The 14846-nt window shown below is 38.1% G+C and carries 16 protein-coding genes and 1 riboswitch; of the genes, 3 read left to right on the top strand and 13 right to left on the bottom strand.

Annotated elements, in window-relative coordinates; genetic code table 11:
* Window positions 1-27: 27 nt before the first annotated feature.
* The 9 genes from spoIIIAD to BK580_RS07720 all read right to left on the bottom strand — a co-directional run bounded on the left by spoIIIAD (window position 28) and on the right by BK580_RS07720 (window position 8903).
* The gene (spoIIIAD, locus tag BK580_RS07760) at window positions 28-417 is read right to left on the bottom strand and encodes a stage III sporulation protein AD (protein WP_211279077.1); all 390 of its coding nucleotides are present in this window, start codon (window positions 415-417) and stop codon (window positions 28-30) included.
* A gap of 17 nt (window positions 418-434) precedes the next feature.
* Complete coding sequence (spoIIIAC, locus tag BK580_RS07755) at window positions 435-638, bottom strand: stage III sporulation protein AC (protein WP_078379773.1); 204 nt, start codon at window positions 636-638, stop codon at window positions 435-437.
* 18 nt (window positions 639-656) lie between these two features.
* A complete protein-coding gene (gene spoIIIAB / locus BK580_RS07750) occupies window positions 657-1172 on the bottom strand; it encodes a stage III sporulation protein SpoIIIAB (RefSeq protein WP_078379772.1) in 516 nt (171 codons plus the stop codon).
* Window positions 1169-2095, bottom strand: a complete 927-nt coding sequence (spoIIIAA, locus tag BK580_RS07745; protein WP_139364975.1) for a stage III sporulation protein AA — start codon at window positions 2093-2095, stop codon at window positions 1169-1171. The genes spoIIIAB and spoIIIAA overlap by 4 nt, the downstream gene beginning before the upstream one ends.
* Window positions 2096-2192: 97 nt before the next feature.
* A complete protein-coding gene (locus BK580_RS07740) occupies window positions 2193-2474 on the bottom strand; it encodes a YqhV family protein (protein WP_078379770.1) in 282 nt (93 codons plus the stop codon).
* Between the two features lie 185 nt (window positions 2475-2659).
* Complete coding sequence (locus tag BK580_RS07735) at window positions 2660-3703, bottom strand: ABC transporter permease (RefSeq protein ID WP_078382684.1); 1044 nt, start codon at window positions 3701-3703, stop codon at window positions 2660-2662.
* On the bottom strand, window positions 3663-5168 hold the full coding sequence (locus BK580_RS07730) for a sugar ABC transporter ATP-binding protein (RefSeq protein WP_078379769.1): 1506 nt from the start codon (window positions 5166-5168) through the stop codon (window positions 3663-3665). The genes BK580_RS07735 and BK580_RS07730 overlap by 41 nt, the downstream gene beginning before the upstream one ends.
* Before the next feature lie 98 nt (window positions 5169-5266).
* On the bottom strand, window positions 5267-6379 hold the full coding sequence (locus BK580_RS07725; protein ID WP_078382683.1) for a sugar ABC transporter substrate-binding protein: 1113 nt from the start codon (window positions 6377-6379) through the stop codon (window positions 5267-5269).
* 182 nt (window positions 6380-6561) lie between these two features.
* Window positions 6562-6667: riboswitch (SAM riboswitch) on the bottom strand.
* A gap of 571 nt (window positions 6668-7238) precedes the next feature.
* Window positions 7239-8903 carry a glycoside hydrolase family 13 protein gene (locus tag BK580_RS07720; protein WP_078382682.1) on the bottom strand — a complete coding sequence of 555 codons (1665 nt, stop codon included), beginning with the start codon at window positions 8901-8903 and terminating at the stop codon, window positions 7239-7241.
* 205 nt (window positions 8904-9108) lie between these two features.
* Between BK580_RS07720 and BK580_RS07715 the strand changes: the two genes are divergently transcribed.
* Window positions 9109-10332 (top strand): PD40 domain-containing protein, encoded by a 1224-nt coding sequence (locus tag BK580_RS07715; protein ID WP_078379768.1) that lies wholly within the window; start codon window positions 9109-9111, stop codon window positions 10330-10332.
* An 84-nt stretch (window positions 10333-10416) separates the two neighbouring features.
* On the opposite strand, the gene efp is transcribed toward BK580_RS07715, so the two are convergent.
* From efp to BK580_RS07695, 4 genes are all read right to left on the bottom strand, one after another.
* Complete coding sequence (gene efp, locus BK580_RS07710) at window positions 10417-10974, bottom strand: elongation factor P (RefSeq protein WP_078379767.1); 558 nt, start codon at window positions 10972-10974, stop codon at window positions 10417-10419.
* Window positions 10975-11069: 95 nt separating this feature from the next.
* A complete protein-coding gene (locus BK580_RS07705) occupies window positions 11070-12131 on the bottom strand; it encodes a M24 family metallopeptidase (protein ID WP_078379766.1) in 1062 nt (353 codons plus the stop codon).
* 3 nt (window positions 12132-12134) lie between these two features.
* Window positions 12135-12572, bottom strand: coding sequence for a type II 3-dehydroquinate dehydratase (gene aroQ, locus BK580_RS07700; RefSeq protein ID WP_078379765.1), 438 nt, complete (start codon window positions 12570-12572; stop codon window positions 12135-12137).
* A gap of 104 nt (window positions 12573-12676) precedes the next feature.
* Window positions 12677-13210 carry a YqhR family membrane protein gene (locus BK580_RS07695; protein ID WP_078379764.1) on the bottom strand — a complete coding sequence of 178 codons (534 nt, stop codon included), beginning with the start codon at window positions 13208-13210 and terminating at the stop codon, window positions 12677-12679.
* A gap of 186 nt (window positions 13211-13396) precedes the next feature.
* Between BK580_RS07695 and BK580_RS07690 the strand changes: the two genes are divergently transcribed.
* Complete coding sequence (locus BK580_RS07690; RefSeq protein ID WP_078379763.1) at window positions 13397-14344, top strand: DUF1385 domain-containing protein; 948 nt, start codon at window positions 13397-13399, stop codon at window positions 14342-14344.
* A gap of 110 nt (window positions 14345-14454) precedes the next feature.
* On the top strand, window positions 14455-14835 hold the full coding sequence (locus BK580_RS07685) for an SA1362 family protein (protein WP_078379762.1): 381 nt from the start codon (window positions 14455-14457) through the stop codon (window positions 14833-14835).
* Window positions 14836-14846 lie beyond the last annotated feature (11 nt).

Genomic DNA, 14846 nt, shown 5'->3' with positions numbered 1-14846 from the left:
CAACTGCCCCCTCCCAAAGCCTCTCCATTAAGAAGGAATTAGGTTTATGATGGTTTCGATAATAACGGTTAGAATTGGTATAGCCATCGCCAGAATCAATATTTTTCCTGCTAATTCAATCTTAGAAGCGATGGCACCTTGACCCGCATCTTTTGTTATTTGCGCTCCAAATTCAGCAATGTACGCGATTCCGACAATCTTTAAGATCGTTTCCACATAGATGAGGTTCACATTTGCATTAATAGCGATTCGTTCAAGCATTCGAATCACTTCAAAAACTTGATCGATTAAAAATAAAAAAATGACACAACCTACAAACACAACGAGCATAAAAGCAAATGTCGGCTTTTGCTCTTTCACAATTAACGCGAGAAACGTGGCAACAAGCCCTAGACCTACAATTTGAATTATCTCGATAGGTCAACACTCCTTTATCATTGAAACAGGAACACGGATTTTATCTTTTTAAATAGATCTTCCACAATATTCGCAACCATAAATAAGATATAAATAAATCCAAGTAAGGTGACCCAGTTTGCATACTCTTCTTTTCCGAGTTGCTTTAAAACGGTATGCAAGAATGCAACAACAATTCCAATCCCTGCTATTTTGAAAATAATATCGACTTCCATGCCCATGAATGCTTCCCCCTATTTTCACATCAATAAGATAATGAGCAATAATCCTGATAGCACACCTAAGCTTTTCACCATCTTTTCGTAACGAATCTGCTTATCACGTGCTTCTAATTCTTCTCGTTCTAAGTGTGTCATTGCTAAAAGAATATGTTTTTGCTGGGTATGCCGATCATGTTGTCCAAGAGTTTCCCCAAACTGCTTCATGATCTCTAGTTCTGCTTTCTTAAATGCGGTGGATTGCCATACCTCATCCAAGCTTTCTTGCCAGGCTTGCTTTACATTTAAATTAGCTTTATCTAACTTATGGGAGAAAGCTTCAAAGAACCAAGTAAGTGGTTTATCCATCTGTTTAGCTATATTTTTTGTTGCTTCAGCTAAAGGAGTGTGCCCATACATAATTTCCGCTTCTAATGATTGAAGTGCTACTTTTAATAACCGCAACTGTCTGGGTCTTTCCGTTAAATGTCGCGCCGCTTCAAACCCTGCCCATGACGTAGAAACAATGATAAATACTGCTCCAAGTAATTTAATCATCTTGTCACACTCTCTTCCCGGTAGATCTCCTCTCCAGCTTCGTTTAAAATGCGTTTTATGGAACCAGGACCGTTGTTTCGCGAAAGCTCAACAAATCTTTTTATTGCTCGTAATGATAGTATTTCGCGAAGACTTGGTCGATGGATAAGCTCTTCGTAAGAGAAAGCATGCACACTCATTAGTAACCCTACCCCAGCATTCACAGCTTCCATGGTGGCCTCACTATCTTCCATTCTTCCAATCTCATCGACTACAATAACCTCGGGACTCATCGAGCGAATTAACATCATCATCCCCTCTGCCTTCGGACAACCATCTAATACATCTACTCGTACTCCTAGATCATGTTGAGGGATTCCATCCACACATCCCGCTATTTCTGATCGCTCATCCACAATACCTACTTTGCAGGAAGCAATTCCTCTTTCTTCCACACCTGTACTCATCATCCTGGCCATATCACGGAGCATCGTCGTTTTCCCTGTCTGAGGTGGACCGATAAGCATCGTGCTTAGCCAGCGCTTTTCATATAAGTAAGGAAGAAGCGGCGCCGCTACACCAAGCTTTTGTTTAGCAATCCGAATATTATAGGAGGAAACGTCACGAATTGCTTTTACCTTCCCTTTTTCCGTAATCACTTTTCCTGATAGGCCGATTCGATGCCCTCCGGTAATCGTAATATACCCCCGCTTTAACTCTTCTTCTAAGGCATAGATGGAGTATTTACTTATTTTATTTAAAAGGTGGGTTCCATCGTCAAAAGATACAATATAAGATGGGAATATTGGAAGCCCGTCCACTATTAACTCTAACGGCCGATTAATCCTTACTCTTATTTCTTCCAATCTATCCAATGTTAGTGGAGAAAGTCGCTCAATTACTCTAGCCAAATTAGGCGGCAGCACATTCATTACACTAGCTATCATAAAATCCCCTTCTTGTCCCTTTGTTACTTACAATGTATGCTCGGTTGGTCAATATATAACAATCATTTATACTTTCACTTATTTTTCTGAGTGTTCATTTATAAATGCCATACAAAATAAATCCCACTCCAATAGCGATAAAAATTAATTTCGAAAAAGAGATTTCATCTGCCATACTTACTAATCCGATCATCATCGTTGAGATAAAAATAACGGGACCTAAAACCGCTAACATAGAATTCACAACGACCGCTTTCTTGACATCATTTAAATAGAGCATAATGATGGCCGCACTAATTTCTAGCACTCCAGAAAATAAACGTAAACCAGCCATCGATAGGACCGTTGGATCGAAACTTCCGATTATTTTTTTCATACAATGTTGGCCTCCCTAGTGCAGTGCCGGATTACACAATTTCCCACACTTTGTACAACCTATGCCGTAACTTGAGGATGCAGAAGTATTTTTTTGAGGCGAATCTTTGGATGATGTTATTCGAAGTTACATTACATAAGAAAAGAGAGCTACCTTAGCAGCTCTCTCTGTAAATATCATATAAATTACTTCTGCTTGTAATACGTAATGGCAAGTGCAAAAGCTAATACTGCCCCCTTCACGATATCCATCGAGTAATAGGGAACGGACATCATCACGAGGCCATTTTGCAATATCCCAATTAATACTGCTCCAATAAACGTCCCAAAAGCATTAGGTTTACCTGCACCTAATACAGCAAATCCAATGAATGCTGCCGCTACTGAATCCATTAAATAAGGGGTGCCAGCATTAATTTCTGCTGTCATAATTCTTGAAGCAAGCACCATACCTCCAATTGCTGCTAATAGTGCAGATAAAAGATAAGCAACTACTTTGTATTTATTAACTGGAATACCAGATAATCGTGCAGCTTCTGGATTCCCTCCGATAATATACATGTATCGACCATGCTTCGTATACGTCAAAAAGATATGAACGACTGCAACTAAAACTAGCATAATGATGATGATCCATGGTACTTGTCCAAACTTTTGAAATAACGGGCTAATGGTTCCTGTAGCGAATGTCCCATCTGCCATCACCATGTTTTGGGAAATCGTCGCTCCCTTTGTATACGATAGAGCGATACCTTGAATGATAAACATCGTAGCAAGGGTCATCAGCATATCCGGTATTTTTAACTTAACTATCATAAAAGAGTTAAACGCACCAACTAAAAGTGCTGCAGCTAAAGCAGAAAAAATTGCTACCATCGTATTTTGTGAGAACCATACAAACATTGAAATAACGATGGCATTGGAGAGGGATGCAACCGAACCTACTGACAAATCAAATCCGTTTACCGTTAAGGAGAGCGTGATTCCAATAGCTATAATCGTTACGATGGAAATGGAACGTAAAATATTAATCACATTATTGGTTTGGATGAATGCAGGATTAACAAGAGCGAAAACTGCAATTAGCACAAATATAGTAAGAATAGTCCCATACTTATAAAGAAAATTAAAAAGGTCAAAATTAAATTTCGGCTTTGCATGATGTTGAACAGGAATTTGTGTTTTCAAGTTACCTGCCTCCTGTTGAAAAGAATAGAATTTCTTGTTCATCTGTTTTGCTTGTTTCAAGTTCTTTTACAACTCTACCATCATATAAAACGTAGGTTCGATTCGTAAGTCCAATAATTTCAGGTAGCTCAGCAGACGCATAAAGGATACCCTTTCCTCGTTTTGCCAGCTCCGAAATAAGGTCAAAGATATCTCTTTTCGCTCCAACATCGACCCCTTTTGTTGGCTCGTCAAAGATATAGATGTCTGCGTCTACTACTAACCATTTTCCAATCGCAACTTTTTGTTGATTCCCACCTGAAAGCGTATGAACACTAGTTTCAGCTGATGGGGTCTTCACTCCTAAACTTTTGATCGTTTCTGTCGCACGTCTCTTTTCTGCTTTCGTATCAACAAAATGGCGGGCCTTTGTAAATCGATTTAAGCTAGCTGAAGTTATATTTACTAGAATAGATTCATTTAGTAAAATCCCTTCTTTTCTTCTTTCCTCAGGAATTAAAGCTATTCCATGCTTAACAGCTATTTGGGGACTTTTCAACTGCACTTGTTTCCCATCCAGCCAAACCTCCCCCTCCTTTAGAGAAGAAGCCCCAAATAACGCTTTACATAGCTCTGTTTTTCCAGCCCCTACAAGCCCTGCAATCCCTACTACTTCTCCTGCTCTTACCTGCAATGATGCATTCTTCACTTTTCCTTTGTCTGTTAGCCCCTTCACCTCTAACAGACTTCTCCCTACAGCTTTATTTAACTCTGGAAATTGCTCTTCTAATTTTTGGCCTAGCATTGATTCTACGATAAATTCTGATGTAAGCTTAGCGAGTTTCTCATGCAACACAAGCCTCCCATTCCTCATCACCGTTATTTCATCACATAACTCAAAGATTTCCGGAATGCGATGAGAGATAAAAATAACGCCTACACCTTGATTCTTTAAGTCCTTGATAATCTTAAACAGTTCCTTTGTTTCTCTTAAACTAAGTGGTGCAGTCGGTTCATCTAAAATAAGAAATTTACATTTAGTAGAGATAGCTCGAGCGATCAAAATCATTTGCTTTTCTGCAAGTGTTAATGTGCTAACTAATCTTTTCGTCGAAAGCTCCACATTCATTTTCGCTAAAAGTGATTCCGCTTTTTGATGAATCGACTTCCAATTAATCCATTGCTTTGTTCCCATCTCTTGAACGGTTTCTTGTAACATAATATTTTCGGCAACTGTTAACGTTGGTATTAATGCTGTATCTACCTCTTGGTAAACGATTTGGATTCCCGCATATTGAGCCTCACTTGGCTTCCGGATTGATTTTTCACGCCCAGCAATAGAGATCTCTCCAGTATAGTGATCATAAGCACCAGCCAACACTTTCATTAAAGTAGATTTCCCGGCACCATTTGCTCCAATTAAGGCATGAATACTACCTGTTTTTGCTGTAAAATCTACTTCCTCTAACGCCTTTACTCCTGGAAACCCAATAGATATCTTTTTCATTTCAAGTAAGGTATGTCCCATCGGCTTTTTTCCCCTCCAATCAAAAAAGCAGACACCCTCTTAAAAATAAGGAGAGTGTCTAAGAACAGGCTCGTACATCATCCGTTATTAACCCAAAATTACTTCTTAAAATGCTCTCGCAAGGTGGTCATCCAATCTTCGATAAAGGCATCTGTTTGTCCCCAGCCCTCAATGACGTTAGAGAGATTCCCCATATTCACTGCTTCACTTGATTTTTGTAGCTCATCCTGAGAAATAAGTGCCGCTTCTAAATCATATGTTTGTGGTGTATCTTCCCCAGCTAGTTTTTTAGCTAGAAGTCTTAAGTTTACTGCTCCAATTAGCTTTGGATCGACTGCAGCGGTATATTTCCAAGGACTACCCTCTTCACTAATTTCCTGCAAGTCGGCATTGGAGACATCAATTCCGTAGATTTTAATTTCTTCTCTTCCCGCTTCTTTTAACGCTCTTGCTGCTCCTATAGCAAATGCATCCCAAGTGGCAAAAATCGCATCAATACTCCCTTTTGGATGTTTATTAAGCATTGCCGCTACCGCATTTTGTGTTTGAACGGAAGTATCAGCAGCAGCAACTCCAAATCTTTCTATTTCATTTAACCCTTGATTATTTTTCAATGTTTCTTGATATACATTATTTCGTCGCACCATTGGCGGAAAACCATCTACCCATAGATAGACAATGTTTGCCTCGCCATTATGCTCCTTTACAAGCTGATCAAGCGCTAATTTCGCCAATTCTTCATCATCCTGAGAAGTGAGGGTTACACCGTCCACTTCTGCCAGGTCACCGATAGAATCAAAGGTCACTACACTTTTCCCACTTTCGATAAGCTTTTCAACTCCCTCAACCGTTGCTGCATCATCACCATGTGAAATGATGACTCCATCATAATCTTGATTTAACGTTTGATTAATAGCATCGTGGAACTTCGCGCTATCTCCATTCGCAGTAAACACATCCACTTTAAACCCTAACGCTTCTCCCTCTTCTTTCGCGCCCGCTAAAAACTGAGCTGTATGATCATCGCCACCGATTTTTCTAATAACTTTAATTTTTGCCCCTTCGCCATCTGCAAATCTTTCAGGAACATTTTCTATCGGTCCGCTATGGCTTCCTTTAGCCGTAGTCTCTCCTCCTGCATTACAGCCAGTTAATAGCAGTGTTGCAGCTGTAATGGCTACTAATCCCTTTTTAAATATGTTTTTTATCATGCTTGTACTCTCCCCATCATATTTTTTATGTAGCATTTCTCTTTCTTTTGCTGTTTTATTTCGCATTCCCTTAGAGCAACAGTGGCAGTGAGGAGGTATGATTAGAATTTTCACACTCGATAAACACAAAAAACCTCTCCAGAAAAAGAGAGGTTTAACCGCTAATATATAGACGTGTCCCTCTCTTATCTTCCAAAACATCACTGTTTTGCAGGATTTAGCACCAATTCCAAACGGAACGGTTGCTGGGCGTCATCGGGCCAGTCCCTCTGCCACTCTTGATAAGAGATCGAAATATTTAATTTTTCAAAAGATTACTATTACTCTAACGTGATAAAGGTACAGTGTCAATAACAAATTAAATTTTTCGTATTATTTTCAAAATGAACGACCTTCGATGACGGATACTACTCAAAAAAGATTCTTTTTTGAGTAGTAAGGAATATAAGGAGAACAAGATTAAGATAGTTTGTTGATTTTTCCTTATAGGGGTTCTCTCACTGCTAATTTTCATCATTTTTTAATGAAAGTCTCTCTTTTTATCGATTTTCTCGGGTTATATCATCCACCTTTTTTCAAATTCACCTCTACAAATGACATTTCAGTTGTTTTTTCGCCTTCATGTATTCTTTTTCACACCGTTCTGGATGAGGTTCTCACGTAACCCATGAAGGTTCTCACACTTCTCACCTACGTTCTCACGTAACTCACGAAGGTTCTCAGGCTTCTCGCCTACGTTCTCACGTAACTCACGAAGGTTCTCACATTTCTAATTCCCCCTCAATTTTCTATAGAAATAGCGAAATCCCAGAAACACAAAAAGGGAGCCCCACCAGATGCGGGACTCCCTATAGCTTTATTATTTTCCTAACAGATAAACTCTCGTTTCAAAAGGTTTTAATGTGAGTTTCGCAACATTCTCATGTGCTTCTACTTCATAGTTTTGAAGTCGTAAATACTCAGAGGAAACTTCGATATCCATTAACTCTATTTCTACTTCTTCTTCACTAATATTACACAATACTACTGCTTTTTTGTCTTCAAACGTTCTTGTGTAGCCATAGACATTCGTATCATCTTCTAAGATTAGATTATATTCGCCATAAACAAATACCTCTTCTGCTTTACGAAGGTTGATCATGTCTCTGTAGAAGCTAAGAACTGAATTCGGATCATTCCATTGCTTTTCTACATTGATTGTTTTGTAGTTATCGTTTACACCCATCCAAGGTGTACCTGTTGTAAATCCACCGTTTGGTTTGTCGTTCCACTGCATAGGAGTTCGTGAATTATCACGGCCTTTTGCCCAAATAATTTCCATCACTTCTTGTGCATTGCCCTTTTTACTTTCGATACGATAAAGATTTTTCATCCCGACATCATCGTACTCGTCGATGGTTTCAAAACGGACATTTGTCATGCCAAGTTCTTGTCCTTGATAAATGAATGGAGTCCCTTGCATGAGAAAATAGAGTGCACCTAAAGATTTAGCACTTTCTACTAAATACTCCTTATCGTTCCCCCAAGTGGAAACAGAACGAGCCTGATCATGATTTTCGAGGAATAAAGCATTCCAGCCATTGCCTTCTAAGCCTTTTTGCCACTTTGTTAAGGTTGCTTTTAATTGAAGTAAATCTACTCCGCCTTCTGTTCCTTTTTCCCAAAGTCCTAAATGCTCAAATTGGAAAATCATATTAAATTTGCCGTTCTCTTCGCCCACCCAGTCATCGGCTTGGTTCAGTTTTACTCCGTTTGCTTCTCCTACTGTCATGATATCGTATCGCGCAAACGTTTGCTCTTTCAATTCTTGAAGATGCTTTTGAATCCCATCGACATTCATCATATAGTCAAACGATGGTACATAATCTAGTTTTTTTGGGTTTGGTAAGTCTGGAAAGCCTGGTTCTTTTTTTATGTGAGAGATTGCATCCACACGGAAACCATCGATCCCTTTGTCTAGCCACCAATTGATCATGTCATAAATCGCAAAACGAACGTCTTTGTTCTCCCAGTTTAAATCTGGCTGTTCTTTTGCAAACAAGTGAAGATAATATTGCTCCGTCTCTTCATCTAATTCCCAAGCTGAGCCATTGAAAATACTTTCCCAGTTATTTGGCTCTTTTCCGCCTTTTCCATCTTCCCAAATATACCAGTCTCTTTTTGGGTTATCTTTAGATGATGCAGACTCAATAAACCAAGGATGCTGCTCACTTGTATGGTTAATCACTAAATCAATGATAAGTTTCATATCACGATTGTGTGTTTCTTTTAATAATTCATCAAAATCAGCCATATTACCGAAGTCTTCCATGATATCTTGGTAATCGCTAATATCATACCCATTATCAACATTCGGGGATTTATACATTGGACAAATCCAAATTACGTCTATACCGAGGTCTTTTAAATAATCTAATTTTGAAATAACTCCTCGTAGGTCACCAATTCCATCACCATTCGAATCCATAAAACTTCTTGGATATACTTGATAAGCGACAGCTTCTTTCCACCATATCTTTTTCAACATGATACACTCCCTTGTCAACAACACTTTACTATCATAACGGATTGCGTAACCGTTTGCACAAATTGTTAAAAAATATATCTAGGAATAAATCCTATATTTTACTATACCACCTTTTTTTTTATTTTCAACTAGCTTTTTCATGAAAACCCCATTCTAAGGTAAGACTACAATGATAGTTAACTTAAATAGGAGGAACATATTTATGAAAAAAATGTGGATCACATTGGTCCTACTTATTTTTCTACTCCCAGACAGTATATTGGCAGAGACTCCCATAAAAGCAGCTTTTATACGCGATCAAGGCTTGTGGCTATATAAGGATGATGGCGAAGTTTTACTACAAGAAAATATATCGATCTCCAATCTAAGTTGGTCTTTCGATGGTCAATGGTTAGCTTTTGAAACCACGGTAACGGAAGCGAATGGAGAATCAGACATTTGGCTCTATCATGTTCCGTCCAATAAGCATACCAAACTAAAAATGAAAGGTAACTCTATCATGTGGAGCCCTACTGGCCCTACATTTGCCTTTTTAAGCGATTCTATTTTATCGGTTGTTGAACTTTCGTCTATGAATCCCGTCATCCATCAGCTAACAGGTGGTGTTTCTCATTTTTCATGGGACACTGAAGGAAAGAATCTTATCGCCTCAGCTAGTGCGATGCTTTTCCCAGATGGATGGAGTCACCCAAGACTTTATGTTGTGAATTGGATGCTTGAGAAAAAGAAACAGGAATTAGATGTCAAGGTGGACCCATTATATACGATTTCCTCGCCACTTAATCTCGATGATCTATCTATAATATCCATCGAAGCCGAGAAATTTAACTGGTCAAAGGATGGAAAGCTTTTAGCCTTTATTGTATCCCCTACTGCATCATGGTCAGCGGATAGCAATATGTTAAGTGTATTTGTTAACGAAAATAAAATACTAATCCCATTGGGAGAAATATTACGAAAAAAAGAATGGATTAAATGGGCGCCAACGAAACCATTACTTGCATCTATTCAAGGAGGCGGTCGACTTACAACAGGAGTTAAGAATAAAAAATTGACCGTGCAAAGCATTCTTCCTAATCAAAAGAAAGTATTCACTCCCGTAGGCTGTGCTGACATTGATTTCGATTGGATTGACGATAATACCATTGTTGTTGCTCGTGGATTGGAAGCAGATAAACCAGCTCCTTTCTATTCCTCCTTGTATATTGTGAATACTAAGGATGGGACGTCTTCCGAAAAAAGGCTAGTGAAAACTCCAGATGGTAGTTCAGACGAAAATCCCATCTTTTTGAAAAATAGAAATCTAATTAGCTGGATACGAAAGGACTCTAACGGTTGGAATACAGTCTGGATTAGTAAAACCGATGGAAGCGAGCAGCAGAAATTAATTGATGGTGTAGAAAGAGTGGTTTGGTTCACGGAGTAAGAGGACTTAGTTTGTATGATTAGTTATTTATTCGAAACTTAGAAAAAAATCAAGGGACAGACCCTATCAGTCTGCCCCTTTCTCTTATGCTCTAGAAACGTAAGATCCGTCCGTTGTATTAACAATTAATACATCGCCTTCGTTTACGAAGAATGGTACGTTTACAGATAAACCTGTTTCTACGATTGCTGGTTTAGAACCACCAGAAGCAGTGTCACCTTTAATACCAGGCTCGGTTTCCACTACCTTTAACTCTACTGTGTTAGGCAATTCAAGCCCAAGTGTTTCACCATGATACATCATAATGGCAACATCCATATTTTCTTTCAAGTACTTAAGCTCATACTCGATTTGTCCAGATGGTAATTCCAGCTGATCATAGGACTCATTGTCCATGAATACATGTAAATCTCCATTAGCATATAAGTACTGCATTTTACGGTTGTCGATTTGTGCTTTTGCTACTTTTTCCCCAGCACGGAAAGTTTTTTCTTGAATAGCTCCTGTGCGTAGATTACGAAGCTTAGAACGAACAAACGCAGCACCTTTACCTGGTTTTACGTGTTGGAAATCTAGTACACGCCAAATACCATTATCTACTTCAATTGTTAATCCTGTACGAAAATCGTTTACTGAAATCATTATGTTGTTTCCTCCTAATGCTATGTAAATAGTTACCCTATCCGTATTGTATCCTTGACTAATACAGTCTAGTCTACACAGGACAGAGATTACCTTTACAAAATAATAAGTTCTTTTGTGGAATAAGAAAGAGATTCATTTCCAGATTCTGTGACGATCGTATCATCCTCGATACGCACACCACCAAGACCTGCAATATAAATTCCTGGTTCCACCGTTACAACCATTCCTGGTTCTAAAACAGTTTCAGATTTCACAGATAAGGATGGTCCTTCATGCACTTCCATACCTAAGCCGTGTCCCGTGGAATGTCCGAAGTACTCACCATACCCTTTTTCTGTAATATAATCACGAGTAAGAGCATCAGCTTCACGACCTGTCATTCCAGGTTTGATGCCTTTCATTCCTCTTAATTGTGCCTCTAACACGATATTATAGATGTTTCTTAGTTCGTCACTAGGCTCACCCACAGCAAGTGTACGTGTAATGTCCGAGTTATAACCTTTATAATAAGCGCCAAAGTCTAATGTGACAAATTCGCCTTTTTCGATTATTTTATCAGAAGCCACTCCATGTGGAAGTGCGGAACGATAACCAGAAGCTACAATTATATCAAATGAAGAAGAGACCGCACCTTGTTTTCTCATAAAGAATTCAAGCTCATTGGATACATCTAATTCTGTAAGACCAGGCTTTATGTAAGTAATAATATGTTGGAATGCCGCATCAGCAATCTCTGTAGCTTCCTTTAATATCTTAATCTCTTGTTCATTCTTTATCAAGCGTAACTTTTCAATTACACCAGAAACAGGAACAAGGTCAGCCGTTATCGTGGTTTTGTAATTCAAATAACTAGAAAAAGTAACATGATCTTGTTCAAACCCTAATTTACTAATCCCTAAATCTTTCACTACAGAGGCGATTTCTTCGACTAACCCACCTTTATGCTGAACTATTTCAAAGCCAACACATTGCTTACTAGCTTGTTCTGTATAGCGGAAGTCAGTGATAAATACAGCTTTATTTTCCGTAATAATCGCTACTCCAGCACTGCCAGTGAAATTCGTTAAATATTGACGATTTTTCCCACTTGTCACTAATAAGCCTTCAATATTGGCTGCTTGAAAATGTTCTCTTAATTTTGTTAATTTCTCCATTCTTTATTCCCCCTTGATATTCTTTACTAACCCTAATACTGCTAAATGGTAGCCATACATTCCAAGCCCAATAATCTGTCCGACTGTGACAGGAGCTGTTACAGAAGTATGGCGGAATTCCTCACGCTTATGTATGTTTGAAATATGTACTTCCATCACTGGAATCGTAATACTAGCTATTGCGTCACGGATGGCATAGCTATAATGTGTAAAAGCACCTGGATTAATAACAACTCCAGCATATGTTTCTTCCGCCTCATGAAGCTTATCAATTATGTCCCCTTCATGATTGCTTTGAAAACAATCAATCGTTATATGTATTTCCTTCGCTAAATCTTCTAGCTGTTTCTCCAAATCGCTTAAAGTTTGGTTCCCATACACAGCAGGCTCGCGTAATCCAAGCCGGTTTAAGTTGGGACCATTTACAACAAGTAGGCGCATATTCTTACTCCCTTAAGCATGCATTTATGAACAATTCCTCCTATTTTTACATTAGAAAAGAATGTCCAATTACTGAACATTCTATCACATTCCGCTATTTCCTACTACTTATTTGCCGAGGATTGATCTTGATCTTGATGTTGTTGCTGTTGTTTTTGCATTTGCATTTCACTGTGTTCAAAAGAAATCGAATAACCAACAAAAACACCAAATAGAATATATAAGCATAAGTTTGTAATATTTGTATCAAATGTGAGCTCTTGAATGGTTTTAATTGCCGGGAACATTGGATTAAGCAAGAAAAAAACAATCCCCCATAAAGCGATTCCATAAACAATTCCGAGCAAATAATGTGGAAATTGTTTAAGTGTTGCTGCATAAATTAATGCCGCACCTATTCCAAATACTCCAAGTAAAATAAAGCTAATAATATAGCCTAGTAACCCTTTTTTCCAATCTCCTAATGCCCACGGTTGTAATACGACATTAGGACTTATTTCCGTGAAACTAAATAGGTAAGCGACATATCCGATGATACTCCAAAAAACCCCACCTACAAACCCAGTAACAACTACCTTTGTCATAAAACTCATTGGTTGTTCTCGTTTATTTTGCTCTAGTTCTCGATTCTCGCTCATAATAGTTGTTCTCCTTCTCTTTTCTCATATAAACATATCTTTCCATTATAAAAGGGAACCATTCATGGGATTTTAAAAAAATGAATAGGAACAATGAACGACAGTAGAGGTTTTTTTGAGATTCAGGTAGAATATTAGATAATAGGAAAAATTTTTCTTCTTAGAATAAGTTAGGTTGGTGTCCATATGTCAAATCAGTCAAAACCTGTCTATGGAGGACAGGCTGTTGTTGAAGGTGTTATGTTTGGCGGAAAACGTCATTATGTAACAGCAATTCGTAGAAAAGATAAGTCCATCGAATACCTACATGTCCCAAGAAAAACGAATAAAACAATGCAATCTTTGAAAAAAATTCCGTTTTTAAGAGGAATCGTAGCTATTGTAGAAGCTGCAGGAAACGGTTCAAAGCATCTTAATTTTTCAACGGAACGATATGATGTAGATCCAAGTGAAGATGAAGAAGTAATTTATAACAAAAAAGAAACATCTAAGCTCGAAATGGTCTTAAGCGTAGCTGCTGTTGGGATACTTTCCTTTTTGTTCGGGAAGTTTGTCTTCACACTTGTTCCCGTATTTTTAGCAGCATTAACAAAACCAATATTCCCTGGGGATTTTGCCCAAGTACTTATCGAGACGGTATTTAAACTAATACTTTTACTATCCTATATATATTTCATTTCCTTTACACCAATTGTTAAAAGAGTGTTTCAATATCATGGAGCAGAACATAAAGTGATTAACGCCTATGAAAATGGGAAAGAATTAACTGTAAAGAATATACAAGCACAATCAAGACTACACTATCGTTGCGGTAGTAGCTTTATCTTGTTTACGGTAATTGTTGGATTCTTTATCTATTTATTAGTTCCAACTGATCCATTATGGTTGCGTGTCCTTAACCGTCTAGCACTTATCCCAGTAGTATTAGGAATTTCTTTTGAAGTTTTACAGCTTACAAACAAAGTTCGCGAAGTTCCTATTCTTCGAGTGTTAGGGTACCCTGGATTATGGCTTCAACTCCTTACAACAAAAGAACCTACAGATGACCAAGTAGAAGTTGCCATCCATTCTTTTAATAAACTTTTAGAACTTGAACAAGATTCCGAGAAAAAGATTACCGAAGAAATAGTATAAAAATCCGCAACAAGCCTTATCCTAGTAAATATAATAGTAAAACAAAGATGGAAGATTCCTTTTAACTAAAGGATACATTTCTTATATCTGATACCTGGGAGGTGACGAAGGTGAAACGAAACTTTGGAAAGCCGATTTTAATTATTCTCCTTTCTTTAGCTGGATTTTATTTCGGTATTCGACTCTTTAGTGATCCAAAAGGATTATTTACTACCCTTCTATTAATTGTTGGAGGAGCCACCGTTTTTTATCTAGTATTCCGACACTTCATTCAAGGTAGGTTGGGCGGGAAAACGGATGCAAGGTATAGCAAAGCAGTCAAACAATCAAAAAAGAAATACCCCACAGCTAAACCAAAACCAAATGTATCTCCCCTTATCGGAAAAGATAAGCAAGGACTAAAATCCAATGTTCAAAAAAGAAAAAGTTCTTCCCACCTTACAGTCATTGAAGGGAAAAAAGGAAAGAAAAAAAATCGGGCGTTTTTCTAAACGACCCGATT

The sequence above is a fragment of the Sutcliffiella halmapala genome, from assembly GCF_002019665.1.
Lineage (GTDB): Bacteria > Bacillota > Bacilli > Bacillales > Bacillaceae_I > Sutcliffiella_A > Sutcliffiella_A halmapala.
The sequence above is the reverse complement of the archived record's forward strand: the minus strand, read 5'-3'. Positions and strand labels throughout refer to the sequence as shown.